Annotated in this window: 26 protein-coding genes and 1 pseudogene; 17 read left to right on the top strand and 10 right to left on the bottom strand. The window is 68.0% G+C overall.

The genetic code is table 11. From position 1 onward, the window contains the following. The 3 genes from ACFC0Z_RS06645 to ACFC0Z_RS06635 form a co-directional block, all read left to right on the top strand. Positions 1-255, top strand: a 255-nt coding sequence (locus ACFC0Z_RS06645) for a hypothetical protein (RefSeq protein WP_376433376.1), incomplete at its 5' end; no start/stop codon positions are given. Positions 256-583: 328 nt separating this feature from the next. After that, the gene (locus ACFC0Z_RS06640; RefSeq protein WP_376433374.1) at positions 584-1,174 is read left to right on the top strand and encodes a matrixin family metalloprotease; all 591 of its coding nucleotides are present in this window, start codon (positions 584-586) and stop codon (positions 1,172-1,174) included. Next, entirely contained in the window at positions 1,171-1,659 is a 489-nt protein-coding gene (locus ACFC0Z_RS06635) for a hypothetical protein (protein ID WP_376433372.1), read from the top strand. The genes ACFC0Z_RS06640 and ACFC0Z_RS06635 overlap by 4 nt, the downstream gene beginning before the upstream one ends. Positions 1,660-1,857: 198 nt before the next feature. On the opposite strand, the gene ACFC0Z_RS06630 is transcribed toward ACFC0Z_RS06635, so the two are convergent. Beyond that, on the bottom strand, positions 1,858-2,229 hold the full coding sequence (locus tag ACFC0Z_RS06630; protein WP_376433370.1) for a hypothetical protein: 372 nt from the start codon (positions 2,227-2,229) through the stop codon (positions 1,858-1,860). 100 nt (positions 2,230-2,329) lie between these two features. Beyond that, positions 2,330-3,147 (bottom strand): IS5 family transposase gene (locus ACFC0Z_RS06625; RefSeq protein ID WP_376433502.1). Its coding sequence is split into 2 segments (ribosomal slippage): positions 2,330-2,805 and positions 2,805-3,147, totalling 819 coding nucleotides; the frame shifts between segments, so codons are not numbered across the junction. A gap of 73 nt (positions 3,148-3,220) precedes the next feature. Between ACFC0Z_RS06625 and ACFC0Z_RS06620 the strand changes: the two genes are divergently transcribed. Then, on the top strand, positions 3,221-3,682 hold the full coding sequence (locus ACFC0Z_RS06620) for a hypothetical protein (RefSeq protein WP_376433368.1): 462 nt from the start codon (positions 3,221-3,223) through the stop codon (positions 3,680-3,682). A 215-nt stretch (positions 3,683-3,897) separates the two neighbouring features. On the opposite strand, the gene ACFC0Z_RS06615 is transcribed toward ACFC0Z_RS06620, so the two are convergent. From ACFC0Z_RS06615 to ACFC0Z_RS06605, 3 genes are all read right to left on the bottom strand, one after another. Beyond that, a complete protein-coding gene (locus ACFC0Z_RS06615) occupies positions 3,898-4,350 on the bottom strand; it encodes a hypothetical protein (RefSeq protein WP_376433366.1) in 453 nt (150 codons plus the stop codon). Between the two features lie 346 nt (positions 4,351-4,696). Beyond that, complete coding sequence (locus ACFC0Z_RS06610) at positions 4,697-5,251, bottom strand: transposase family protein (RefSeq protein WP_376433364.1); 555 nt, start codon at positions 5,249-5,251, stop codon at positions 4,697-4,699. A 115-nt stretch (positions 5,252-5,366) separates the two neighbouring features. Further along, positions 5,367-5,858, bottom strand: coding sequence for a hypothetical protein (locus ACFC0Z_RS06605; protein ID WP_376433362.1), 492 nt, complete (start codon positions 5,856-5,858; stop codon positions 5,367-5,369). Positions 5,859-5,924: 66 nt separating this feature from the next. Between ACFC0Z_RS06605 and ACFC0Z_RS06600 the strand changes: the two genes are divergently transcribed. The 10 genes from ACFC0Z_RS06600 (at position 5,925) to ACFC0Z_RS06555 (ending at position 12,847) form a co-directional block, all read left to right on the top strand. Beyond that, the gene (locus tag ACFC0Z_RS06600) at positions 5,925-6,095 is read left to right on the top strand and encodes a hypothetical protein (RefSeq protein ID WP_376433360.1); all 171 of its coding nucleotides are present in this window, start codon (positions 5,925-5,927) and stop codon (positions 6,093-6,095) included. An 803-nt stretch (positions 6,096-6,898) separates the two neighbouring features. After that, the gene (locus tag ACFC0Z_RS06595) at positions 6,899-7,501 is read left to right on the top strand and encodes a DUF6461 domain-containing protein (RefSeq protein WP_376433358.1); all 603 of its coding nucleotides are present in this window, start codon (positions 6,899-6,901) and stop codon (positions 7,499-7,501) included. A 287-nt stretch (positions 7,502-7,788) separates the two neighbouring features. Continuing rightward, entirely contained in the window at positions 7,789-8,094 is a 306-nt protein-coding gene (locus ACFC0Z_RS06590; protein WP_376433356.1) for a hypothetical protein, read from the top strand. Positions 8,095-8,172: 78 nt separating this feature from the next. Next, positions 8,173-8,313 carry a hypothetical protein gene (locus ACFC0Z_RS06585; protein ID WP_376433354.1) on the top strand — a complete coding sequence of 47 codons (141 nt, stop codon included), beginning with the start codon at positions 8,173-8,175 and terminating at the stop codon, positions 8,311-8,313. A gap of 2 nt (positions 8,314-8,315) precedes the next feature. Further along, a complete protein-coding gene (locus tag ACFC0Z_RS06580; RefSeq protein ID WP_376433352.1) occupies positions 8,316-8,807 on the top strand; it encodes a hypothetical protein in 492 nt (163 codons plus the stop codon). 191 nt (positions 8,808-8,998) lie between these two features. Beyond that, positions 8,999-9,397: a DUF5958 family protein gene (locus tag ACFC0Z_RS06575; protein WP_376433350.1), complete on the top strand. Its 399-nt coding sequence runs from the start codon at positions 8,999-9,001 to the stop codon at positions 9,395-9,397. 275 nt (positions 9,398-9,672) lie between these two features. Beyond that, on the top strand, positions 9,673-10,197 hold the full coding sequence (locus ACFC0Z_RS06570) for a hypothetical protein (RefSeq protein ID WP_376433348.1): 525 nt from the start codon (positions 9,673-9,675) through the stop codon (positions 10,195-10,197). A 72-nt stretch (positions 10,198-10,269) separates the two neighbouring features. After that, positions 10,270-10,716: a DUF4265 domain-containing protein gene (locus tag ACFC0Z_RS06565; RefSeq protein ID WP_376433346.1), complete on the top strand. Its 447-nt coding sequence runs from the start codon at positions 10,270-10,272 to the stop codon at positions 10,714-10,716. Between the two features lie 128 nt (positions 10,717-10,844). Further along, entirely contained in the window at positions 10,845-12,083 is a 1,239-nt protein-coding gene (locus tag ACFC0Z_RS06560) for a hypothetical protein (protein WP_376433344.1), read from the top strand. Between the two features lie 188 nt (positions 12,084-12,271). After that, positions 12,272-12,847, top strand: coding sequence for a hypothetical protein (locus ACFC0Z_RS06555; protein WP_376433343.1), 576 nt, complete (start codon positions 12,272-12,274; stop codon positions 12,845-12,847). A gap of 732 nt (positions 12,848-13,579) precedes the next feature. Here ACFC0Z_RS06555 and ACFC0Z_RS06550 read toward each other — a convergent pair. The 3 genes and pseudogenes from ACFC0Z_RS06550 to ACFC0Z_RS06540 form a co-directional block, all read right to left on the bottom strand. After that, positions 13,580-13,930, bottom strand: a complete 351-nt coding sequence (locus ACFC0Z_RS06550; RefSeq protein ID WP_376433341.1) for an AAA family ATPase — start codon at positions 13,928-13,930, stop codon at positions 13,580-13,582. 34 nt (positions 13,931-13,964) lie between these two features. Further along, positions 13,965-14,658 (bottom strand): annotated as a pseudogene (locus ACFC0Z_RS06545) (helix-turn-helix domain-containing protein); the annotation flags it as partial. Between the two features lie 101 nt (positions 14,659-14,759). After that, complete coding sequence (locus ACFC0Z_RS06540) at positions 14,760-15,311, bottom strand: NUDIX hydrolase (protein WP_376433339.1); 552 nt, start codon at positions 15,309-15,311, stop codon at positions 14,760-14,762. 412 nt (positions 15,312-15,723) lie between these two features. On the opposite strand from ACFC0Z_RS06540, the gene ACFC0Z_RS06535 reads away from it, so the two are divergent. The 3 genes from ACFC0Z_RS06535 to ACFC0Z_RS06525 all read left to right on the top strand — a co-directional run bounded on the left by ACFC0Z_RS06535 (position 15,724) and on the right by ACFC0Z_RS06525 (position 18,473). After that, positions 15,724-17,493, top strand: a complete 1,770-nt coding sequence (locus tag ACFC0Z_RS06535; RefSeq protein WP_376433500.1) for an ATP-binding cassette domain-containing protein — start codon at positions 15,724-15,726, stop codon at positions 17,491-17,493. Positions 17,494-17,661: 168 nt separating this feature from the next. Next, the gene (locus ACFC0Z_RS06530; RefSeq protein ID WP_376433337.1) at positions 17,662-17,784 is read left to right on the top strand and encodes a hypothetical protein; all 123 of its coding nucleotides are present in this window, start codon (positions 17,662-17,664) and stop codon (positions 17,782-17,784) included. Positions 17,785-17,960: 176 nt separating this feature from the next. Next, complete coding sequence (locus ACFC0Z_RS06525; RefSeq protein WP_376433335.1) at positions 17,961-18,473, top strand: hypothetical protein; 513 nt, start codon at positions 17,961-17,963, stop codon at positions 18,471-18,473. A gap of 770 nt (positions 18,474-19,243) precedes the next feature. Here ACFC0Z_RS06525 and ACFC0Z_RS06520 read toward each other — a convergent pair. Continuing rightward, the gene (locus tag ACFC0Z_RS06520; protein WP_376433333.1) at positions 19,244-21,022 is read right to left on the bottom strand and encodes a helicase HerA domain-containing protein; all 1,779 of its coding nucleotides are present in this window, start codon (positions 21,020-21,022) and stop codon (positions 19,244-19,246) included. Between the two features lie 228 nt (positions 21,023-21,250). Then, positions 21,251-24,457, bottom strand: coding sequence for a LysM peptidoglycan-binding domain-containing protein (locus ACFC0Z_RS06515; RefSeq protein ID WP_376433331.1), 3,207 nt, complete (start codon positions 24,455-24,457; stop codon positions 21,251-21,253). Positions 24,458-24,462: the final 5 nt, after the last annotated feature.

Genomic DNA, 24,462 nt, shown 5'->3' with positions numbered 1-24,462 from the left:
GGCGCACGGGTGGTCGCGCAGATCACGCAGCGCCTGGGAGTCTCCGACGGCGGGGCCGCGAAAATGAACCAGCCCTACAGCTCAAGGACTCTGCTCAGCCACGGGAAAGTCCGCGAGGTAGCGCAGACCTGCGACCAGACCCAAGCCACCGCGGTCATCTTCACCGCCACCCTGACCCCACGCCAGCAACACACACTCACCCAGCTGCTCGGCCGCCCCGCACTCAGCCTCACCGACATCCCCACCACCGGCTGACCGCTGGCGTGAACCGGCCTTCCGATAGAGGCCCTACCCCACCCCGCCAGGCGCAACGGGGGCCTGGGCCTGATGTCAGGCGTGGGTACGGCAGAACGCCCTGACCGAGGCGGTGAATGCCTCCGGGGCCTCCAGATTGCTCATGTGACCGACGCCGGGAATGACGACGAGCTCGGAGTGAGGAATCACGTCACGGAAGACATGGGGGGAGTGAACCGGCGCGCAACGTGGTGAGAGGAAGCACGTTCGCCGACGGTGTGCTGCCGAGCACCCACTGGGGGTGTGAGGGACGCCGTTGGGGAGGGTCGCGGAACGCTATCGTCCGGTCATGAGGACGAACGTGTTAGGCCTCGCGGCGGCATCTGCCGCCGCTGTGCTGTTGGCCGTTCCGGCCCCGCCATACGCGGTTTCTGGCGTGGCCCAGCCCTATTCGTGTCTTGAGGGTGAGGTCGACTCGCGTGGCCGGTCTTCCGTGGACGGCTCGGAGATCACGTGGGACGACGAATCGAAGTTCGACGACGCCCGCAAGGTCGCTATCGGCGCATGGACATCGGGGACGCTCAACCGGGTGAAGATCCGGGCGGATGACGCGACGAGCTACGCCGACGTGGAGTGGAGGGATGTCAACAACTCCACCCACGACTGGGCGGGGACCTACGGGAGGTGGGATCCGAATCCGGGGACTGATCACCTCCTGATGAACCGGGCGTACCTGGATGACGGGAAGAGGTACGGGGCGACCGAGCATCGGCGGCGAGTTGCCGTGCACGAGTTGGGGCACGCGCTGGGGTTCTGCCACAAGGACACGAAGGCGTTGTCGGTGATGTGGGAGAAGTACGAGGACCTCGACCTGATGGACACCAACAAGCCGACGGCGGACGACGTCAAGGCGTACCAGGCATTGTGGGGACAATCATGAGCAAGAAGGCAGTCGCTTTGGTGACGGGAGCTGTGTTCGCCGGGGTGTTGGCGGCAGGTGGCTGGCTCGGCTACCAGCATCTGGAGGCGCAGGCCGGGAACGGATCGGCCTTGCGGGGCTTCGACGCGCAGAACCCGGCGGAGGTTGCGCCACGTTCGGAGGATGTCTTCACCGGCCGGGTGATGGCGTACGAAGAGCAGCGGGATCTGGAGACCTGGACGGCCGACATCTACCGGGTCGACGTCGTCGATGTACTGCGCGGGGACGTCAAGGGCACCATCAGGGTCACGTGGGCACAGGACCACGGCCGGACGCAGCGTCTGACAGACGGCGAGACGTACGTATTCGCGACGCAGCCATGGGACGCGGCCACGGTGGAGAACGGGCACTCGCAGATGTTCAAGGGCGAGATGAAGCCGGTCGACGACGCACAGGTGACGGCGTGGAAGAAGGCAGCGGCTCTGTCGGTGCGGCTGGAGCAGTAGGCGCCAGGGAGACAGCGACGACACCCCGGCAGGCGAGGTACCGTCCCTCACCTCCCTTGGTAGCGGACAGCTTGATGACCCTCACCGCGGGCAGCCGCGGCCCCGGGCTACCACCTGGCACGCACCAGCCCCGCCCACGCGGAGCTGGAGGCGCCTCCGTGGTCGCGATCGGCGCCGGGCAGGGGCCCTTCGCGGCCATCAGGAAGGGCGCACACTTACTCGGATAACTCCGCCGCTGAGGCGAAGAGCAGGCAGCAATTGTCCGGCCCAATGCGCGGGCAGGTCACGGCTGTCCAGCGCGCAAGCCTGGACGAGGGCGCGGGCGGTCGTCTTACTCCTGGCGGAGAGCAGGACAGTGAAGCGGGTGGTAGCCAGGCAATCGCGGGCGGCGTAACCGTCGGCCGCCGCCATGGTGCGTCGGTGCGACTCGTCGGCGACGAGGTGTGCCTCGCGGCCGACGGGGTCGTCAAGGAGTTCCAGCACGGTCAGCCCGAGGCGGGTGTCGAAGACGATCGCGCCGTTCTCGGGTTCGCGCCGTGTGTAGGTGTTCGCAAGCTTGGGTTCTGGCACAGGTTCCGTGCAGCAGTGGCTGAGCGTTGCGAGCCGGGAGGTGGCTGCCGCGCTGGTCAGGGCTGGATTTGATCTGGCCCTACGAGGTTAAGACCGTGTCCTATGTGGTGAGGCGGAGAAGTCGCTTGTAGCAGCAGAGGGTGGGGGCGAGGCCGAGGAAGGCCGGGTAGTTGCGGGGGTGGCGTTCGTAGCGGTGGTTGAGCCGGCGGTAGCCGGTGAGCCAGGACATGGTCCGTTCGATCACCCAACGGCGGCGGCCGAGTCGTTCTGACGACTCGATTCCCTTGCGGGCGATGCGGACGCCGATACGTCTTCCGCGGAGCCATTTCCGCAGTTCAGGTATGTCGTAGGCCTTATCGGCATGCAGGCGCCGGGGTTTGAAGTTCCGGCCGCGGTGGGGGTCGTGTTTCGTTTGGAGGCCCGCGAGCATGGGCTTCAGGCCCTGGCTGTCGTGGGTGTTGGCAGCCGAGACACCGACGACGAGGGGCAGTCCGTTCGCGTCCGACAGGACGTGCATCTTGGAACCCGGCTTGCCCCGGTCCACGGGGCTCGGACCGGTGAGTTCGCCCCCTTTTTCGCCCGGACGTGGGCGGAGTCGAGGACCGCTCGGGACAGGTCGAGCAGGCCGGCATCGTCGAGGCGGTGCAGGATCTCCTCGTGCAGCCGCCCCCAGACTCCGGCCCTGGACCAGATCAGGAACCGACGGTGCGCGGTCGACTTCGATACCCCGAAGCAGGGTGGCAGCGCCCGCCAGGCGCACCCGCTGACCAGGACGTAGATGATCGCGGCGAACAGCGTCTCATCAGGAGTGTCCTGCGTCCCACCACCCTGCGGCCGCACCCGAGAGGGTGGGATCAGCGGCTTCGCGATCTCCCACAACCCGTCCGGAACAATCCAACTCCACGTACCCCGCCCCATGACGGACTCAACGACCGCCTCACCACATAGGACACGGTCTAAGGTGCTGATTCGCGAACCGAGGAGAGCTGACATGCATGACCGACGGCGGGTAGAGGAAGCCCTCGATGTCCTGCGTGCCGAGCTGGAGGTCGGGCGATCGACGAAGAGCGAGTTGACCACTCGGGCTGCATGGCTGGCCTTCATGCGATTCGCGAGTCAGCGCTTTGCCACAGCGTCGACGCCCGATTCGGACGGCTTACTCTTCCAGTACGGCACGTACGCCTTCAGCGGGCGACCGTTGTTCACTGTGGACCTCACGCGACAGTTCGACATCAGCGACCACGGCGGTGAGCACAACCACTACGTACAAATTCACTGCGAACTCCGCTACGAGTGCGAACCCGCCCTGGACGCTCTGGGAAGCTTCAACTCCTGGTTCTTCCACGACGCCAACGCGGACCTCAACGAGTGGCTTGCTGCCATGGAGGGGCGCCTCGAACCGCTGCTGGCTCGTGGGCCCTCCGAGATCGACGTGTACGAGGAGCCGGTATAGGTCGTCACGCAAGCAGGACTCGCTTGCGCAGGAGGTCGAGGCCGGCGCGACCGAACATCTGACGCTTCAGCATCTTGATCCGGTTGACGTGGCCGTCGACGACACCGGAGTTCCAGGGCACGGTGAGGCCAGCGATGACAGCGTCGCGGTCTCGGTCGATGCCAGCAGCCAGGGTATGGGAGGCTAGGCAGGCCGTCCTGTCGGACGGCGTCGAGTCAGTCCGGCAGGCGCTCGCCTTGACGCCCGGTAAGCATGGCCGCGAAGGACCGCACATGCCTGGTGAGCGCATCGACTTCGGGACACTGCGTCCGCACATTCTTGAGCTGTAGCTGCTCAGATTCGGTGAGGGTGTCTGGGTGCCGGAGGATCCATCCGGCGACGGCTCGGGGTGAGGGCGGCCGGGCGGTCACCGGCCGCGGCGAGGTGCGCTTCTTGTGCAGGTAGGCGCGGACGCGCTGATAGCTGCCTCTGTAGCCGAGCGAGACGATCTCTTTCCAGAGCTTCCAGGCGTTGGTGCACCCCTCGTTCCAGCGGTCGTCGAGGTAGGTCTTGTACTCGTCGAGGACGGATGCCCGGTTCTGCCACTGCAGATCGAAAAGGTCTTCGGGAGCGTCAGCCCGGGAGAACCGTAGGACCGTGTTCTGGCTCATACCGAGTTGCCGGGCCACGGACCGCTTGCTGTGCCCAGCGTCCAGCAGTGCGTGAATGGTGGCGTGCTTGGCGCGGGTGCGCTCGGCGAATCGTGGCCCATCGGCCAGGGAGAACTGGACGGCTTGCTTTCGGACACGGGCTCCGGTCCCAGGTCGTCGGTCTCGGGAACGAGGGCTCGGAGGCAGCGGCGGTGCTGAGCGACGGCTCGTTCGGCGGCTTCGCTCAGGTTGGGCCAGAGGTGCCATCGGTCCGCGACCTGATCGCCTGCGGCGCTCCGGCTGTGGCGCCTTCTGCAAAGAAGGGCGCACGGTCCCGGCAGACGACCTCTACGCCGGGACGCTCGGCGAGCCACGCGGCCAGACTTCATGCTTCCCGGTCGGGGAGCAGGTCGATCGGGCGGCGGGTTTCGACATCGACCAGGACGGTGCCGTAGTGGCGGCCCTTGCGAGTGGCGTACTCGTCGACGCCTACTACCCGCGGCGCGGGCACCTCCGGCTCGGGAAGAGCGTCGACCAGGCGCAACACCGTGCTCCGGCTGACGACCACGCCCAGGACAGCAGCCAGCCGGGCACCGGCCCGGCCGGCTACGGCGAGACCGACTGCGGCCAGGGTGGAACGTTGTCGCTCGGTGCGCTGGTTGTGCCTGCGGGTGAGGCCGTGTATCTGTTCCGCGAAGGTCCGGCGGGGGCACATGGTGTTCCCGCATCGGAAGCGCCGAACTCGTAACTGGAGTACGACGCGTCGTCCAGCGCTCAGCGCGTCAGCGGGAAACCGCAGGTAGGAGCTGTGAACCCGGGTCGACCAGGCTCCGCATCCCGGGCAGGCGGCGCCGACCGTGGTGCATCGCGCGTCAACACGCACTATCTCGATATCCACGTCCACCGACACCACCGCGTCGTCCGCGATCGCCGGAAACACAACTCCTTCAACCGGAGCGGGACCTCTTCCACGGTCCGGACTGTCAGCCCAGCAGTACTGACCAACGCCTATTTTCGGGCGACTTCGCGAGCCGCCCAGGGGCCCCAGCTGTCACTCACCGTGGCCCCTGCACGGAACCTGTGCCAGAACCAAGCTTGGAGAGCAGATCCTCGGCGGGGCGGCCGGTTGACCGGTGGCACATCACCTTCAGGCATGAGGTGACGGCATCCTCCCAGGGTTCGCCGGAAGCCGTCCGGTCGACGAGGTCGATGGCGTGTGCGGGGTCCCCGTCCAGAGCGGCGAGCACGGCTACCTGCCCCCCATCCAGCATCCTCAGCCCGATGCCCGAGTGTTTCTCGATGTGGGCGAGGGCGTCGGTCCAGCGGCCCGCGATGGTGAGGGTGCGGGTGCCGTCGGCCAGGATCACCCGCCACAGCCAGGCGCGTACCCCGTCACGGTCGGCGTCGCCGGTAGTCAGCTGGGAGGGAATCTCGATGCCTTCGAACGCGACGCTGGTGGCGTTGCCGACAGCGTCGAAGAGTGTGAGAAGGCGGTGGCGGCCCTCGTCGGGGGCGCCGGCTCGGATCTGGAGGCGGGCGAGGTTCACGACGGGTTCCAGTGCCCCTATCGCCGTCGTCTCCGAGAGAGGGGTGGCGTGGAGGTAGGCGGCGGCGTGCTGCTGCGTACCCCGGGCCCCGGCGGCGCTCCGGTGCGGTACGAGACCACCCGCCCGACCGGGACCGTGATCTCCCACTGGGCCTCCGGTCGGCACCGCCGCTACGAGCTGACCGACGCCCAGCTCGAGGACGGCACCTACGTCGCCGAACCCCTCGACGACCGGTAGCCCTGGCGCATGCGCCACACAGCCCGTCCAGGCCGCGGGGTCGCCATGGTGCCTCGGGTCAGGAGGCCTACTCCTCCCCCATCGACGCAGGACGGGAAGCGTCGGACGCAGAGACACGCGGCGGACGTTACGGCTCTCCACGCCGCTGTCGACCGCTCGACGTCACCTGAGGTGCCCCAAAACTACCCATTCGGGTGACGCTCGCTCGAGCCACCGCTCTGCCTCCGATGCGCCGGGCGACACTGTGTCCTCATGGGCCTCAGGCGGGCCCCGTACCGCGCACCGTCCCGATCCGGTGGTTTGTGTACGCAAGGAACGTAGAACTGTTCCAGCCTGCACTTCAGGTCACCAGAACCACCTCGTCTGTGTCTCCCCGGACATGCCGGCGATCGGGCAGCGGCATGTCGGAAGGACACGGTCATGCCCACCCATGCCTCCTGGCACGCGCTCAAGCTCCGCTACTGGGCCGAGTGCACCGGCCGGTCCCGACGGGCCGCCCCGAAGCTCGTTCACCCCGTACCGGCGGCCCTCCCGAGCCAGGCGTTCCTGGAGAGCCTCGTCCTCGCCCAGATCGGAACGCCTCCGAGCTACTGCGCTCACCACCTGGGCATCGCCTCCGTCGCCGGCACCCCCACCTCGCTGACCATGCACCTCGACCCCTACATCGGGGTGTTCACGAGTGCGTCTGACCAGGCACTCCAGAAGCCTACGAAGATCGCTTCCCAAACCGACGGAGATCGTTTCCCACCCTGCCTACGACCGGGCGCCGCCCGCTGTCAGACACAGGGGCAAGGATGGTCGCCATGACGAAGACCGCAGCGGACTACACCTGGTTCGAGAACGACTTTCCCGACATCGCCGAGGCGTATTGCTTCACCCTGGTGCGCGATCTGTCGCCGGCCGAGCTGATGTCCCGGCTCGAAGCACGACCAGAGGCACCCCTGCAGGGCATAGCCGCAGTCGTCGACGCCACCTTCGCCCAGTACGACCTGGAGGAGGACCGGCAGCTGGTCGCCATGACGACGGTGGGTACCTGGACCCTGCTGATCGAGCCCAACGGCTACCTCGGGGTCACCGAAGACCAAGTGCTGCCGGCCTCCGCCGGAACGAGCTGGATCTCCCACTTCACCAACATCAACGCCGTCGGCACGTTCCTCTGGGCAGAGGACCAGGTGCTGCGGCTGTGCTTCGACCCCATGTTCCCGGAAGACCGCTGGGGCGCCGATCCCGACGGACTCCTCGACGTCATCAAGAGAATCGGCTTCCACCTCGACGATGACGACCCGGAAACGGATCTGTCCGCGCCAGCGGCGTTCGCCCTGGCCGAGCACCTGACCGGTGTCGCCATCACTCCCGCGCTGCTCCAGGACACGACGTTCACCTGCGCCACGGTAAAGACCCGCTGACCGCCCCTCGTTGTCAGAGGTCGCCTCTATCGTGCGGGCAACGATGACGGGGAGGAACAGCAATGGGATTTTCGGGTGAGTTGATCTTTGGTCGCAGTGAGCGTCCACTGATCGAGGCCCCAGTCTTCGGTGGTGCTCAAGAGGAGGACGAGGGCGGCATAACCGCTTGGTGGCCGCGGCCCGGTGGGTGGCAGATGTGGCAGTTCCACGGGACCTTGCCCGACGGGGCCGAGGACGTCTTGCGCGCCGTAGTCGAGTGGACAGGAGCTCCGGCTTGTGTGGCGTCCGTGCACGACAGTGACGTCGCGTTGGTGTCGGGTCTAGAGCCTGGTGGCGACGAGTGGGACGTGTGGCTGAATCTCCCGATCGCGGCACACATGCTGGACCGTCCACTGGCCGAGTTGGATGCCGCCGTACCCGTCGGCGCTCGCAAGGCCCTGTCCTGGGCTCGGTCTGCGGGGGTCGGTGCGGGCACGGACGCGACCGCGATCGAGGAGGTCCTGCGGTCTCACGAGATCTTCGTGGAAGAGCTCTTCGACGCGCTTCTGGATCGCTTGGGCTTTCCTGCGGCAGTCGACCCAGAGGCAGGCTGAGCGAGGGCCGCATCGTCTTGGCGCAGTCCGCTCGATACTGGCTGGAGTTGCAGCGGCTGCACTCGGCAGAGTGGCGTGGTGACCGAGATGTGGGCACACACGTCGACCCGGACGGAAGTGGATCCGTCACGGCATTCGTTCGAGCTGGACGAAGATGCGACGAAAGCGCTGACTGATCCTGTCAGCGTCCTGTTCACCGGTCAGGAAGGGGACGGTTGACCATGGAAGCCCGCCAGGTCGCAGCCCACTCGGGCAGCCTTCGCGCCCTGCTGAACGAATGGGACCCGATCGGTGTCGCCGACATGGTCCACGACGAGTACGTCTGTCTGATCGGGCCACTCCTCAGCAGGCTGCACCGCAGGGCAAGCCGTACGGAGATCAGCGCGTTTCTCTGGCACGAGGTGACGGAGCACTTCGGGCTGGCTCCCTTCCGGCGGGAAGTGGACGCGGTGGCGGACCGCCTCGTCGCGTGGTGGTCGGCCCTGGACTCACCGACCCTGACGACACTGGTGAACCACCAGGAGATCGACGTCGTCGTCACGGCAGTCGCCGCCGTCGGGTCGCGCGTCGACGCGGCCGGCGTCACGGGCTTCATCGACCAGGCCAAGCATCCGTCCTGGTGGTCCGTGGGATGTGCCCCCTCCGCAGCTCGGCGATCACCTGCAGGGGTGTTCGCGAGTGTGCCTGACCAGGCACTCCAGAGGCTGCCGTAGATCGCTTCCCGTCTGACTGGAGATCGTTTCCCAGCGCTGCACCGATGCCGCTGGTAATCAGTTGGTGCTCGAACGGCTGCGCACGGCACAGTGGCGTGGTCAGTGAGCTGTGGGCAAGCGCCCTGGCTGGGGCGGATATGGGTCCGCGCCAGCACAGCGGCCGAGTGCCGCCTGATCTCGTGGGGGCAGTGGTGAACGAACGGGACGTCCTGCTCAATGAACTCGCGCAGGGTCTGCGCCCCATGTCCGAGGGCATCGCGTGGTTCGACGATCTCGGCCCGGAAGAACAGTCCGAGGTGCTGCTGTTCCTACGCCATCACTGTGTCCAGGCGCGCGCTGTGACCGAAGATGTACCAGAGAGCATCCGCCGTGCTGAGCTGCGCCCGACGCACACGCCCGCGGTGCTGATCTCACGGGGCCGGATCGACCAGCAACTGGGAAAGATCGCTGCTCTTGCGCCTCTCGACGAACGCCGCAAGGCTTTCAAGCTGCTGATCACAGTGCTCGCGGTCGCGGACGCGCGGCGCCGCGAACGCTTCTGCTCTGGCGGCTGTGGTCACTGGTGGCACCATCTGCCTGCTGCTGACTGACAGCTCACTGCCTCCTTCCTTCCTCACGCCTCACCTCGACGAGCCCCTGGCCATACTCTGCTGCTGTCGAACCGCGAAGGAGACGTATGAGGCCCTCACCTGGCGCAGGCATTCACCCTGACCTTCCCGGCACTCTCGTTCACTTCACAGGACGCCCTCGAAGCATCGACGACCGTCCCCCGCCTCATGCGATTGGGACTGCCGAGGATCGGCTGGTGGGCATCCTCCGCGAAGGGAAGATTCGCGGGAGTGTGCCCTAACGCCAGAGCCAGGCTGTGGTCTGCCTAGGCGAGCCTTCCGATGCCGCTCGTCGGGTCCTGCTTCGCGACGGCATCGGCCCGCGCGGGCCGTACGAACCGTGGGCGCTCCTACTCGACCGCGAGGCCCTCATAGCCGCTGGGGCCCGGCCAGTGCTCTACCTCTCGGACGAGGAGTTGCTCGCGACTGATGGAATGCCAGCCCGATTCCGCGGCCGGCGAGTGCGCTACGAACCCGGCGCCGCGGACTGGCTGCACGAGCGCGAATGGCGACTTACATTCAACGATGACGAAACTCCCGACTTCGTACTCACGGCCGATGTCGTCGCGGGCGTCATCGTCGGCGAACAGGGTTGGATGCCTCCGAGCAACTTCGATGAGCAACCCCTTCCTCACGAGCTCTTCAACTATCCAGAGGCTCTCGATGCAAAGCCACGATGGTGGTGGGACGGCAAGGATCTCGTGGCAGACGGGACATTCGCACTTCGCGAGCGGTATGAGTACGAGAAGTGGTTCCTCCTCGACTTCATGGGCCTCATCTGAACAGTGATCGTCCCTTGTGGATGATGGTGTTGTGACGAGCATCAGCGGCACCATGTGAAGGTCCACTTCCGGATGGATGTGGACGAAGACAGCTGGCCGCCGGCGAGCGTCGAGAGCCTGTGGGCCGTGGACCTCAGCGACGGAACCGTGCGACTGGACAACACCCCGTGGTTCGTCCGTGGCGTCGCCAGCGACGACCTTCTCCGGGTGGAGATCGACGATGAGGGCGTCCGCTGGGCTGGAGAGACGGTCCGATCCTCGGAGAACTGCACGATCCGGCTGATCGTGTTGAAGGACGGGGGCTCGGCCGCTGCCAGGCAGAGCGTTCTGGAGATCTTCCACAAGCTCGGCACGACGGGCGAGGGCATCGAGCGGTACCGGATGGTGGCGCTGAATGTCCCGCCGGAGGCGGACTTGCCGCGCATCCACAAGCTCCTGGAACACGGTGCAGCGGAGGGCTGGTGGCACTGGGAGGAAGGATGCGTCACCGCTGCTTGGAGGTCCACAGCGACGGGATGAGCGGTTGCGCATGCTGCGGGAGGGGCGCCGAGGTCTCTGTCAGTGGCGCCGTGGATGATCGGGCGCATGACACAGGATCTGACCGAGCGGCGCGTCGAGCGGGCAATGTTCACCTGGCAGTGCAGCCGATGAACGCGCTACCTCCCGCTTGGGGAGTCCAGTACACGCTGACCCTGCCGAGTGAGGGCGCTGCCCTTGCCGCCGCGGCCGAGCTTTCCGGGATGGGGCACCGTCTGACGGCAGTGCGCGTCCACGATCACTTCCGGTTCGTTCCGTCGAGCTTTTGGTACGGCCAGCCGTCGATGGACCCAGAGCTGGAGGGGTGGTGGCAGGTCTTCTCGTTGGCCGTCTACAGCGGGTGCGAGCGCATGGCTCTCGAGCCGTTCTTGCGCAGTGAGCGAATGCGGGTGGCCCATGTGGCCCGTGCCCATGGCGGTTTTCAGCAGGGGTGCGGCGAGGGGCATGCGGTGACCCTTGAGGGGGTCTTCACGAGAGACGGCCTGGTTCATGACCAGGCCGGCGCCGAGGTCCCCCTTTCCGACCCCTTGCCCGAGGAACCCGCCCGGCCTCCGGCCGGTCCGTCGTGGAACTACGGCGGCCTCGGCGAACCCACAGCGGTGGTCCAGGCCGTGGTGACGGCTGCGGAGCGGACCTACGGCGAGGCCGAGGATGCTCCGGAAACCGTGGCATGGCTGCTCGATGAGGAGTTCGCCTTCAGCGAGCCGTATGAGACGACGTTCGATTTCCTCGGCGATCTCGCGGACGCGGTGGCCCATCAGGGGACGTGCACGGATGCCACCGTCGAGGCGGTTCCGTTGCTTTGCGAGTTGGTCTGTGACGAGAGCATCGCCGTCGGCAGCCGGTTGATGCTGCTTGGCGATCTGTTGCGGCTCGCAGCGTCGGGGCCGTCGGCCGCCGTCTCGCTGTCCGACCGTACAGCCGCTCTCGGCGGTGTGTGGCAGGAGTCTGCCGCTGAGTATCTGACACGGCGGGCCATCGGCAGGGGGCTACCGCAGCTGCTGTCCCGGTGGGAAGAGGAGAGCGACGCAGTCCGGTTCGCTCTCGCCGCCCTCGTAGTCGTGTGCGATGGGCATGACCAACGCCTGCCTTCGGAGCTGGCCGAGCTGCCGGCCCCGGCGGGGACCGGCCGTGCCGATGTCGTGGCTCTCATGGCCGCTCTGCTCAGTGGGGAGCGAGAGCATCTGAAGTCGGCTCTGGACCGGCTGGGCGCCTGGCTGCCTCACATCATGGAGAAGGCCGCCAGCCCATACGTCGACTCTCGAGGTCTTGCACTGTCCGTCCTCCCTGATCTCGTCATTGAAGACGTGGCGTCGAGTACAACGCAGGCGGAGCATGCTCTGTCGTAACTGTTGACGTTGTTCACCGTTGCGGCTGGCAGAGGCTACTGCCCAGGTCAAAGGCACCAGCTGATTCTCGAGGGCGCCACGACTCCCCAACTGCCAGACATGGTTGCCAATTTGGCTGTCTGGCATGGCTGGCGTTCCCTACGATGACTGCCGTTGCAGTGTCGTGTGGGAGGGGCGGGGAGGGCTGGATGGGCTTCGCGGATGCGGAGGAGACGGTGGCGGCTCCCGGGTTGCGGACTGCCGTCGAGTTCTACGCGGGCAAGGTAGAGCTGGCGCTGGCTCGGATCAACGGACTCGAGGGCGAACTCGCAGCTCTTCGGACTGATGCTGAAAGGTTCACCACTGCCCGCGATCAGCTGAGCGCGGCACTCACCGAGATCCTCGCGGACGGTCCACCGTCCACCGGCAAGGTGGATGGAGCCCCACAGGCCACTTCCGCCGAGCCACCCTCCGAGGACGGGCCTCCTCCGCGGAAACCTGCTGCACGTCGGCGACGTCCTGGCAGCCGGCCCAAGAGGTCGCCGTCCGGGGAGCTCATGGAGACGGTTGAGCGGGTCCTCTTGACCGCTGGGCGGCCGATGCCGGTCAGGGACATCACCGAGGCGCTGGGGCGGCCCACACAGGGCAAAGAGGGACGGGGCCCCCTCGCCACGGTTCGCGCGACGTGCAAGCGGCTGGTCAAGAACGGTCGCGCTGTCGAGCAACCGGTCGGAATGTTCGCCATCGCCCGGGCGGAGACGTCGCTGCCGGAAGGGGCCGCTTAGAGATACGCCCTACATGAGTCGTCCCCTCCTCCCATCACGGGGAGAAGGGGACGGGTTCCGTTGAGCTTGGACCCTCTTCGGAACGGTGACGTGGACCCCTTGTCAGTGGCTCACGCGCTCTCCCGAGGCTAGAGGAATTCAACTCGCCTCGGGGGCGCGTGGCCTATTTCTTCGTTCCCGGATCACGGTGCATCGGGGGGCGGAAAGGCCGTGTTTTGATTGATTTCAATCGTTCTGTCGTGGGCCGGGTACAACGGCGTGGTGAGGAAGTTCTCCTGCGGCGCCGTGGAGAGCCTCGGCGCTCACGACAGGCTTGTCGAACGCCTGCTGCACCCGCAATGGGGGCTGCCGCTAACCGCTCCGCACCGCTACTGCGCGTGCGGTCAGGGGTATGCGCCTCGACAGACCGGACACTCGTGCTCGCTCATCATCGACGACGAAGCCGGCCACTCCACCCTCTACCTTCGGCTTCATACGAACGCGGACGGACCCAACCTCACGGCACGCGCAGACACCTGCCGAGCGGTCGGAGCCGCCCCCGCCTGGATCCGCCGGGTGTTCCCGCAGCCGACGGACCAGGCACCGGTTCTCTGGGACTCAATGCCCGCCGGTCCGCGGGAGGCATGACCCCGAGAGACAACGGACGCCGCCCGTCAGCCCTTGGCGGACGCTCCGCTGCCATCCCTCTGGCCCGCAAGGTGCAAGCGAGGCCGACGACAACATGCTCGTGCGTCATTTGGCGTGGGCCCGGTCGGCCGGGAGGTGGATGAGGACGGGGGTGCCTCCCGCCTCGCGGGCGGCCCGCTTCCAGGGGTCCCGGTCGTCGCGTTGCCACAGGCCGTGGTCGAGCACGACGTCGTTGCCCGCGCGGAGCTCGCCGGTGAAGGGTGCCCGGATCGCCTCCACGGCCGGGCGCTCGCGGTCGGCGTAGGTGTGCTCGAGGTAGTCGACTCCGTAGCGGCCGTGGAGGTGGTGGACTTCCTCGTCGACGAACAGGCGGGTGTAGCCGCGCGCCGCCAGGGCGCGGGCGAGGGTGGTCTTCCCCGAGCCGGTCAGACCGGCCAGGGGCACGGTGAGAGGCACAGCTTCATCTCTTCCCAGAGGATCAGCGTGAGTGAGTCAGGACGCGTTCGACGGTGATGCCGTGGTCGGTGAAGAACGCGTTCGCGCAGTGCCAGAAGGCGATGGCGGTGTGCTGGCGTTCGTCGGGCAGGACTTCGCTGTAGGCCAGGCGGGAGTTGGTCGTCAACGGCCGAGTGGATGCAGCTGTAGCCGATCACCGGATGGCAGCTCTTGCGCACGGTGGTGGTGGCGATCTTGTTGTCCATCGCGGTGCGGCGGTCCATGGCCTTGTGGCCGCCGCCATTGGGGATGTTGCCGAGCTTCTTGATGTCGACATGGACCAGCTCGCCGGGTCGGTCCCGTTCGTAGGAGCGGATCGGCTCCCCCGTGGGCCGGTCGAGCCAGGCCAGGCGGCTCAGGGCGTGCCGGACCAGGATCCGATGCACCGTCGACGCGGGAAGGCCAAGGATCGGACCGATCCGTGCCGGGCCTAGCTTGCGTTCGGTCCGCAGCCCGCAGACGCGCATCTCGACAGCCACGGAGGTCCGGTGCGGGGTCGTGTGGGGGCGGCTGGAACGATCGCGCAGGCCCGCGTCGCCCTCGGCCCGCCAGCGACGGACCCATTTGTGGGCGGTGGGGCGGGATATGCCCATCTCCGCAGCAACGTGCGCGACCGGCCGGCCCGCCAGGACTCGTTCGACCAGGATCCGCCTGCCGTGAACGGTCAGCCGGGCATTCCGGTGGGACACGAAGACCTCCGTGCGGTGTAGTCCTAGACATCTCCACCACACCGAAGGTCTTCGCCATGATCAAGACCAGGCAGCGTTAACAACGCTCGTGATCAATACACCTAAGCCGGTGCCGTGATCGCTCGCCTGATGCGGTGTCCGACAAGACGCTCGGCCACCTCCAGCGGGTACCAGCCGGCACCGGTCACCTCGGACTCCTGAATGCGTCCGACATCACCGCGGACCGTGGTGAAGGCGTATCCGATGTCCAGGTGGTAGTGCTCCGGCTCGTCCTTGTGCGGCCGGGCCGGCACCTTGCCGTACTCGACGTAGACAGGCGTCGGCGAGACCACGGAGACCTGCCGGGGGTCCATGCCGGTCTCCTCCGCCAGCTCGCGCACCGCCGCCTCGACCAGCGAGGTGTCGGTCGGCTCAAGGTGACCGCCGGGCTGAAGGGTGAGGCCGTAGTCGAGGTGCTCGATGAGGAGGATCTCGGCGCCGTCGCGGACGAGCAGGGCTCCGACGGTCACGTGCATGGGGAAGCTGCGCCGAGAGGCGAAGTCCCTGCCTTCCGTGAGGAGCTGCAGGGGCTTGGACAGCTGCTCGGCCTCGCCCGGGTGGCGCTCCAGGTAAGCACCGAGAGCGTCCGAGATGTCGGAATCAGTGATGGCCACGAAGCGGCTCCAGCGAGGTGTTCGTGCGGGGAGGTTCGCACTCTACAAGTCCGGCGGGGGCTGTTGTTCCACAACGCGCCCGGTCTCGCGCCAAAGGATGTCACCATCGGCGATTCGGCCAACCTCCTTACCTGTCAGCGCCGTTGGAAGATCCGGGTCGATGCATCCGCCACGCTCCGACACGCGCCGAATCTCAGGGATCCCGCTGAGACCGAAAGACACCAGTTCGATATCCCGGCGCGGTCGTTGAGCTACCCGACCGCCCCACGCGACCGTCCAGGAGGAACCGCCGTTGACCTCGACTCCCGTGAACGATCAGCACAAGACCACACAGCCTCCTCCGCCGCCGGCGGAGATCACCTACACCGGGCAGTACTCAGTCAACCCGCTCGCCGAGGTGTCCTTCCGGCGGATGTGCGCGCAGATCCCCGCCGTCCTGGGCCGGATCGCGCGGCTGTCCTGGCGGATCGACCGAGGGGCCGTGCAGCTGCTTCTCGGCTGCCAGCTGGTCACTGGCGCCTCGGCCGCCGTGCTGCTGACGGCCACCGCCCGCGCCATGGAACCCGTGCTCGGAGCCGGGTCCGCCGGAGAGCGCCTGCGGGGCGCCCTGCCGGCGCTGCTCGTGGTGACGGTCGCCGCCGCCGTGGCTCGGACAGCGAGAGCGGTGGCCTCGTACGCGGGGCGGCGGATCACGCCGCGGTTGACGACGGAGATGGATTCGGCTCTGGTCGAGGCGGTGTGCCGAGTCGAGGCGGCTGCGTACGCGGAGGACGGTTTCTCCGACCGGCGCGAGGCGGCAGAGATGGGGGTGATGCGCACCCACGTGATGGTGGCCGACGCGCAGCAGTTCGTGTCGGCGGTGATCCGCATGGTCACCGCCGGAGGCGTGCTGTCGGTGCTGAACCCGCTGATGCTGCCGCTGCTGCTGCTCGCCGTGCTGCCGGCCGGTGTCGGGGCCGTGCTGAGCGCGCGGGTCGACTACGAGATCCACTACGGCAACATCGCCGATCGCAACGTACGCGGGATGATGCGCTGGTGGGCCACCGAGTCCAAGTACAGCGACGAGGTCCGCGCGAACTCCATGGTCGACTACCTCGCCTACTGGTACCGGGCTCTGTCGGACCGGTGCGATCGGCGCACCCTGGCCGCCGCGCCACGCACCCTGCGGATCGCTCTGTTGTCCGCGCTCGCCGGCGGCATCTGCCTGGCGGCGACGTGGGGTGCACTGGCATGGCTGGCGGTCTCCGGCCGGATCGACCTCGCGGTCGCCGCGACGGCCGTGATCGCGGTGCAGACCATGCTCGCCGCCTTGACCCAGGTCGTCACCGGCGGCGCCGCGGTCTTCCACACCAGCCTGTACCTCGGCGACATGCAGAGCTTCCTCGACGAGGCCGCCGACCGCGCGCCCCAGCGGGGTCCTCGCCGTCTGGCCGCGCCGGTAGACGAGATCCGTCTGGAAGAGGTGGTCTACCAGTACCCAGGCAAGGACAAGCCCGCCGTCGACGGCGTCTCGCTGACCCTGCGGCGCGGCCAGATCCTCGCGATCGTCGGGGCGAACGGGTCCGGGAAGAGCACCCTGACCCGGCTGCTGACCGGCATCTACCTGGCGGACAAGGGCACGGTCTCGTGGAACGGCACCGACCTCGCCGACGCCGACCCGGCCTCGGTCTGGCGCCTGACCGGCCTGGTGCCGCAGATCTTCGGGCAGTGGCCGCTGCGCCTGCGCGAGAACGTGACCCTCGGCCAGCCGCGTACCCACGACGACGCTTTGGTGTGGGAGGCCATTGACGCGGTCGGCCTGCGCGACGCCGTCGAAGACCTCCCCACCGGTCTCGACACCCTCCTCGCCCGGGACCTGTGGGGCGGCACGGAACTCTCCGGCGGCCAGTGGCAACGCATCGCGTGTTCCAGGGCCCTGTACCGCCGACCCGAACTACTCATCCTCGACGAGCCCACCTCCCAGATGGACCCCCGGGGCGAACACCAGATCTTCGAACAGATCAAGGCCATCGCCGCCGACCGCATCACCATCGTGGTCACCCACCGCCTGGAGAACACCAAGATCGCCGACCACATCATCGTGATGGAGCACGGCCGGATCACCGAACAGGGCCGGTACGACGACCTCACCCACGGCGGCGGAACCTTCGCCGAACTCCTGGAACTCTCCCAGGACCGCTGACCGACCTCACCACCCCCTGTCGCGCAGCGCCCCGGCGGACAGGCCACATCAAGGAGGACCCGCGCCCCCACCCCCGCCACGAGTGCCGACTGCGAATCGCACTCCCCCTACGCTTCGGACCTGCACGAGGTGCACGGCGTAAGGCATACAACGGCTCCGCCCAGCGCCGTGCAGCACTGGGCGGAGCCGTTCATCGGGCCGGTCGTGACCGTCCGCGACGCCTTGCACAACTGGCATCGCTCCCGCGTACGGGACCTCGCCGGTGAGGGCGGGGCCCGCTGGTACGCGTAAGTCTCGCCCTCGGGGTCGATGCCCATCGGCGGCTGTGGGCAGCGCTGGATGCACCGGCCGGGGATGGTGCGCGTCCTCACCAAGTCGCAGAGTTGAACACGTTCAATGAATCTGACAAGGTGTCTCTCCACGACCCACCCCTATCGGTCGGTCGGTGCAGGCCGAGGATGGGGGGCATGGTGGCTGGCCGATACAGGCTGCGCGCGTGGGGGGCGAAAATCGGTGCCTTGATGGCGGCTCTGGCTGTTCTGACGGCGTGCGCCGGCCCCTATCAGTACTACGAGGGAACAGGGCTCCACGACGCCACGGCAGCCGAAGTTGTTGGAGGCTGGCAAAACGTCGAGGGGACCCGCGTGGTGCTTCGCAAAGACGGAACAGCTCTTCTCCAGAAGCTCGACGGGCAGGACTTCGACTTCGAGGAAGGCTGGCGCTTCTCCGGCACCGGAACCTGGCAACTGATCGACGACGACGGCGGACAGGTCGTCCGTCTCGCGCTGGCAGCCCGGACCCGAGTGGAGAGCCGTTCCTCCGCGACGACCACTGACACCCCGACTCCTGAACCCCCATCGACATACACGTGGTCCTTCTACGTGGACCGCGATCAGCACGACGAGTTGAAGCTGTTCTTCTTCTATGGCGATCCCGACATCGGGAACACATACGTGATGACGCGCGAGACAAGGTCGTAATTATTGGTTGATCGCTCCGACCAGGACGGTCACCTCGAAGCGGACCGCCAGCTTGCCAAACCTGGTGCGACCGCCCCGGCGCCTCTTGAGACGGTGGATCCCGCACTCCACCGCATAACGCTCGGGGTAGCCGACTGGCGCGAAATGCCGAGGCCGGCTGCCGCAGGAACCCTGGCGGTTGCGGCGCAGATAGGCGCGGTTCATGCGGGAGGCGTACGCCTTGTCAGCCTGCACGCGATCGGGGCGGACGCACGGCCGGCCCGGCCCGAGGCGGCGCACGCGGACTTTCTCTAGTACGGGTTCAAACTGCGGCGACTCCTCACCTTGACGTGCAGTTACCACGCTCGACATGGCTTCGGGATCTGCTCAAAGGTCAGGTGCAGCTTGGTGGTGTACCCGCCGCCCGAGCCTCCCAGCCCGTGATCCCGGGGCTCGGCGAAGACGCCGAGCCCTCGGGATCGGCAAGTTCCCGCAGGGACCGCCACCCTCCACCCCCGCCCACGTGCCTTGAAGACGTCGCCGAGATCTGGGGTCCTCATGCGTCGAGGAGACGACGGGGTCCTCGGATCAGCGGCTACGTGGTGACTGACCCTGTTGTCGGCATCCCGTCGTCCCAGCTGCGGCGTCTCGCCTTGAGTTTCCCGGCGACAGCGCACCTGCGCTGCTGCTCTGCAGCCGAATTCGCCGGTTCATGTGTTCACCATGGTTCGCTTTGCATGCGACGTCAGCGCCACTTCGCACGTGCGGTGTCGATCCCGTGAAGCATGCGCCTACGCGGGTTGGTCATCCCGCCGGGAATCGCCGGTGGTGAGCCGCGGGCGGTTTCGTGCCCATCTCTCAAGATCGGTGACGCTGTAGAGGAGTTCGGTGCCTCGTTTGTCGCCCGAGACGGGAAAGTCCGGGTCATTCGCCCGGGCCCAGCGCAGGGCCGCGAGGGACCCGACGGACAATACCTGTTGTGCCTCGCGCAACCCCATGAGCACACTGCCGGAAGACTGACGTGCGGCGCCATCGGTGAGGCGCTCATTCGGTGCCAGGTGTTCGTTGCAACCAGTCGCAGCTGGGCGCTTCCGCAGTGTGGTCGCCTTGCCGTTCCGCACGCTCCCGGAGATGGCCCATTCGCGGGCTTGCGCCTCGCTGAGGTTGAGCACCTGGGTCTCGCGGGCGGTGCCGCCGAGCACGACCTGTACGCGGCCGGGGTGCCTGGTCGGCTTCGGAGCGGGGGTGACTTCGGGAACGAGCATCTTCCAGGCGTTCATGGTGTAGCGGACGAGGATGCGGGTGGAGAAGTTCTCTCGCATCTCGGGTCCGCCGAGTGCACGAGCGGTCGCGGACTGCGCAACGAGGAGGACGTGCAGGCGTACCTGCCGCCCCATGAAGAGGATCTCTGCGAGTGCGTCGATGGCGGGCGAGGTCTTGGGGTCGCCGTTCTCGCGGATCTTCTCCCAGTGGCGTCGGAGCTGGGCCATGGTCGCGTTGATCTCTTCGAGGAGGATCACGAGCCGGGGCCCGACCCTGCCGGGGTCGGAAGCCAGGACGTCATCGCCGAGCTCTTCGGCAAGCCGGATGCGGCGGTGTCCCTCGCCGCCGAGCCGGAGCAAGGCGTCGTGGATATCGGCGATGTCCCGGCAGTAGTTCACTCCAGGGACTCCCCTGGCCCAGGTATGGGAGATCCGCTTGAAGTCGAGGATGTGCGCTTGTGCGCCATGGCGGATGAACTGGGCGGCAATCGTGCGCAGGATGGTGGACTTGCCTCCGCCGGTTCCTGCGGAGATGAGGACGTGCGGCGAGTCGTGGTCGAGGTCGACAGACACCTTTGTTCTGCCCGCTCCCAGTCCGATCAGCGGCGCCGATTCGGGAACGGACTCCAGCAGTTCGCGTACACCTGGGTCGTCCAGGCCGAGGGATGTGGGCGGCCGGTCCTTCTTCTTGATGATCAGGTGGGGGTCGCGGCCGGCCAGGCGCCAGGAGAACGACGCGTTCTGCAGTGCGAGCTTTTGCATGATCAGCTCGGCGACGGCGTCGCGGTTGAACTTCATGTGCAGTGGAAGATCGACGCGGATCTCGGCGTCGTCGTCGGAGAAGTCGGTCGGCACGTGGAGGTACGAAACCGGGTCGGTGTGCTCGGAGATACCCAGCGGGTCGGCGATCGCCTGATGCAGGGGGTCGAGCCACTCGTGCAGCAGCTCGCGCTGCTCCCGGCCCTTCACCCAGCCTGCGACACCGCCGGCGGCGGTCGCGAGCAGCGCGGCGGGGGTGCCGTAGGTGAGGGTCTGGGTGACGGCATCGGGGTACTGGAGGTAGCCGTACGCGGACGCGGCCGCCGCGCCGAGGGTGACCGTACGGATGGCGAGCCGGTGCCAGCCGGCCCTGTAGGAGGAGCGGCGTACCGGTGCCGTGAGGTCTTTGGCGTTGACCCTGCGGCCGGGGCGGAGGAACGTCGCGTCTGTGCGTTGTACGCCGTCAAGGTCCTGGCCGGCGATGAACCGGCCCGTCATGACGGCAAGGTTGTCGAGGGCTTCGTCGAGGCCCCGTGCGGATGAGGGCATCTGCGGCTCCGCGTGGGTCGATAGCGGTCGGGAGCCTCATCGTCGATACGGTCCTCACCATCGGACTTACCACGGGCAACTCACCAGCGTCACGACCAGGCAACAGCGCATGGTGAGCGAGCGGGGTGAAGGTTTCGGGACGGTGCTGCCTCGGCGCGGACGCGCGAGCGAGGTGCTCGTGTCCGCGCCGAGGCAGCGGGCCCGCGTCGGGGCCTCTTCTTCCCACCCCTATGCGCTGCGGCGGGTGATCTGCGCGTAGATGGCTTCGGTCTCGGGTTCGGTGCTGACGTCGAGGCGGCGGTTGATGGTGAGGAGGGTTTCGTAGGCCCTCTGGACGCCTTCGCGGTTCCCTGCCTGGTCCTCGACCCTCATCCATCCCTGGTAGAGGAGCTCGGCGCTGTCGTCGACGTCGAGGCCGAGACGGATGGCTCGGCGGGCGGCGTCGAGGTTGGGGCGGGCGGTGCGGCGGTGCCAGTCGGCGAGGGTGTGGGACGTGTCGATGATGCGGACGAGCATCTCCTGGTGGTGGACGGCTGCCCAGGCCGGCGGGCTGCCGCCGAAGGGGACGCCGCGTACGAGGGCGAGGGCGGCTTCGAGGTCGGGGATGCCCGCTGAGGGGCCTCGCCTCAGGCCGCGTTCGGCAAGGTGGAGGAAGCGGTCCCAGTCGGTGCGGACTTTCGGGGAGAGCGTGTAGGTGCCGCTGCGGTCGCGTGGGAGGTAGAGGGCGCCGGCGGAGTCGGAGCCCAGGCTGTTGCGGAGCTGGGAGATGCGGGTCTGGAGGGTGGGGACTCCCCAGGGTGAGCGGGGGTCCATGGCTTCGCGGACGGTGTCGGACCGGCGTCCGGGCTTGAAGTGGAGGTAGGCGGCGAGCTGGGCGAGTTTGGGGCCGTGTCCGGAGGCCTTGATGCCGGTGACGGCCACCGGGCCGAGCACCTGGATTTCCGGAGCCTGGAGGTCGACCGCGTTGTCCGGGTCCGTTGTGTCAACGTCTGGGGCTGCCGCGATGGCGGGCTCGTTGGGCGCGGGACGTGGCTCAGGAGCGGCCGCCGGGCCAGTGCTGTCAGGGGAGGCTGGATCGGCCGAGTCAGCCTCGGGTTCCTCAGGGGCGTCCTGCTCGGGCGGGGGTACGGGGGCGCGTGAGCGAGTGGCGGTGAAGGCGGCGAAAGGCGTGAGGGGTACGGCGGTGAGGTCGGTGTCGCCGTCGTGAGTGACGGTCACGGGGATGGGCGGGACCTGGGTCCAGGGTTCCTCGGCGGGCTGGGCAGGCTGGTCGGCCTGGCGGAGGAGGTCGGTGAACGCCTCGTAGTCGGCTTCGGGGAGGGATTGGACGATGAGGTCGGCGTCGAGGACCTCGACGAACTGGGGGCGGGTGGTTCCGACGGTGATCTGTACGGCGTCGTCGAAGTCTCCGAAGGCGCCGGCGGTTCCGTGTGCGGGCAGGACGAGTGCGACGGGCAGCTCGCGGGCGGCGGTGAGGGTGTCGGCCAGGAGGCGGGCTTCGTCCTCCTCCATGTCTGCGGCGCAGACCAAGGTCCACGGCATGCGGGCCGGTGCGTCGTCGGTGCCTGCTTGCTGGCGCTGTTCCAGGAGGAGTTCGGCGAGTTCGGCACGTGCGGCGGTGATGTGCGGGGCGGCGCGCATCCGGTTCTTCGGGAGGAGGTGGGGCAGTGCGTCGCCGAGGCCGACGGTGATGATCTCCGCGTGGTCGCTCCAGGTGCTGGTGGCGGCTTCCAGGGCGAGGACGCGGGCGGTATCGCGTACGGCGGTGGGGGTTCCGTCGAGGAGGAGGACGCGGGAGACATTGAGGTTGATCAGGAGGTGGTTGCCGTCGGGGTCGGTGCCGAGAGTGACCAGTCCGGGGTATGGGGCGGGGACGTCTGCCGCGTCGGCGGGGTCGAGGAGGTCTTCGGTACGGTCCAATGCCCAGCGGCCTGGGGCTACGCAGCGGAACGGTCCGTCTTCTAGTGCCGCTTCCTCTGAGGGAAAGAGGGTGTCGATCTCGTCGTCGGGGAGGAAGGGGCGGGGGACGAGGAGCTCGACGGTGTGGGAGGTGATCCGGGCGCCGGTCGCGACGGGGAGGCGGGCAGGGGCCTGGGCCGCGCGGTGGGCGAAGGTGCGCAGGGCACGGTCGAGGAGCTCAAGGCTGCCGGGGTCGCTGGCTGCATGGAGGGCCTGCTCGGCCGCTTCCCCTTCGACGGGGTGGGGCAGCTGGCCCGGCTTGCGGCGGCGGCGGCGCTGCAGCATGCGGGCCGCGCCCAGGGTGACGAGGAGGCTTCCGGAGGCGAGCATGCCGATGCCGGCTGTCTCGGAAAGGCCGCTGCCGGATTCTTCGTCGGTGGCGGCCGGCACCGTGGACGGAGACAGTGCTGGTGCGTCGGTGTGCGGCTTCGCGGGGGGAGCTGCTGGGGCAGGCGCCGGGTTGGCAGGCGGCGGTGTGGTGTGCGGCGTCGGGGCGGGCGTGTCTGCGGCGGGCGGCTGGACGGGCGGGGCGTCGGCGGGCCGGGACGGAGGGACGGCGGTGGTGTCGGCGAGCGGGGTGGTGGGGGTGGTCTTGGTGGGGAGGGTGAGTTTCCAGTCGGTGTGGAGGTCGTCGGGGTTGGTCAGGCGGGCGCCGTCGGCCTGGGGCTTGTTCTGGTTCGCTTCGAAGAGCTCGGGGTATCGGTCGCCGTCGCCGAGCTGGTCCTCGGCGATCTGGGACAGGGTGTCGCCGGGGGCGACGGTGTAGGTGTGCGCGGCGGGCTGTGCAGTCGTGGGGGTGCCAGGAAGGCGCAGCGTCCAGCCGGGACGGATGGGGGCGTCGGCGTGGAAGACGGCTCCGTCGACCATGGTGCGGCCCTCGTTGGCGTCGGCGATCTTCGTGTACAGGGTGCCGTCCCCGTAGATCTTCTCCGCGATGGACCACAGGCTCTCGGCGGGCCGTACGGCTCTGACGGTGTAGCTGTGTTCGGCGGTCTTGTCGTCGGCCGTGGCGGGGGCGGTGTGTTCGTAGGCGGGGGCGGGCGCCGGAATGGCCGCGGCGGAGACCGCGGGTGCGGCGCTCACGGGGTTGGCGAGCGCGGGGGCGGCGGAGGCCAGGGCGCTGGAGGCGAAGAGGACGAGGATGCCGCTGACGAGAGTGCCGGCGGCGCGTTGGGCAAGGCGCAGGCCGGGGAGGCGCGGTGCGGTCCGGCCGCGGAGCTGGGCGGGGATCTCCACCAGCAGCGACAGCATGAACGTGGCCCAGGCGATCCAGCCGACGGCGGTCAGGGTGAGGAGGAACGCGGCGCCGGTGTCGGTGCGGGTGAGCAGGTGGGAGAACGCTTCGATGCCCGGGTCCCGGAGGGAGGCCGTGGCCTGGGCGAGGAGCCAGGGCAGCCCGGCAGTGACCGCGGCGAGAGCGACAAGGCTGGCCAGGGCACGCGGAAGCCGTCTGGCGAGGGAGCGGTGTGCGGGCATCGGCG

Origin of the sequence: Streptomyces sp. NPDC056144, from assembly GCF_042264145.1 — a bacterium.
In the GTDB taxonomy this organism is placed as follows: domain Bacteria; phylum Actinomycetota; class Actinomycetes; order Streptomycetales; family Streptomycetaceae; genus Streptomyces.
The sequence above is the reverse complement of the archived record's forward strand: the minus strand, read 5'-3'. Positions and strand labels throughout refer to the sequence as shown.

Excerpts from the sequence above, each read along its gene's own strand:
- ACFC0Z_RS06635 (WP_376433372.1), top strand. The coding sequence starts at position 1,171 with ATGAGCAAGAAGGCAGTCGCTTTGGTGACGGGAGCTGTGTTCGCCGGG.
- ACFC0Z_RS06560 (WP_376433344.1), top strand. The coding sequence starts at position 10,845 with ATGAACGCGCTACCTCCCGCTTGGGGAGTCCAGTACACGCTGACCCTG.
- ACFC0Z_RS06565 (WP_376433346.1), top strand. The coding sequence starts at position 10,270 with ATGGATGTGGACGAAGACAGCTGGCCGCCGGCGAGCGTCGAGAGCCTG.
- ACFC0Z_RS06595 (WP_376433358.1), top strand. The coding sequence starts at position 6,899 with ATGACGAAGACCGCAGCGGACTACACCTGGTTCGAGAACGACTTTCCC.
- ACFC0Z_RS06555 (WP_376433343.1), top strand. The coding sequence starts at position 12,272 with ATGGGCTTCGCGGATGCGGAGGAGACGGTGGCGGCTCCCGGGTTGCGG.
- ACFC0Z_RS06535 (WP_376433500.1), top strand. The coding sequence starts at position 15,724 with ATGTGCGCGCAGATCCCCGCCGTCCTGGGCCGGATCGCGCGGCTGTCC.
- ACFC0Z_RS06640 (WP_376433374.1), top strand. The coding sequence starts at position 584 with ATGAGGACGAACGTGTTAGGCCTCGCGGCGGCATCTGCCGCCGCTGTG.
- ACFC0Z_RS06580 (WP_376433352.1), top strand. The coding sequence starts at position 8,316 with ATGGAAGCCCGCCAGGTCGCAGCCCACTCGGGCAGCCTTCGCGCCCTG.
- ACFC0Z_RS06520 (WP_376433333.1), bottom strand. The coding sequence starts at position 21,022 with ATGCCCTCATCCGCACGGGGCCTCGACGAAGCCCTCGACAACCTTGCC.
- ACFC0Z_RS06525 (WP_376433335.1), top strand. The coding sequence starts at position 17,961 with ATGGTGGCTGGCCGATACAGGCTGCGCGCGTGGGGGGCGAAAATCGGT.
- ACFC0Z_RS06620 (WP_376433368.1), top strand. The coding sequence starts at position 3,221 with ATGCATGACCGACGGCGGGTAGAGGAAGCCCTCGATGTCCTGCGTGCC.
- ACFC0Z_RS06515 (WP_376433331.1), bottom strand. The coding sequence starts at position 24,457 with ATGCCCGCACACCGCTCCCTCGCCAGACGGCTTCCGCGTGCCCTGGCC.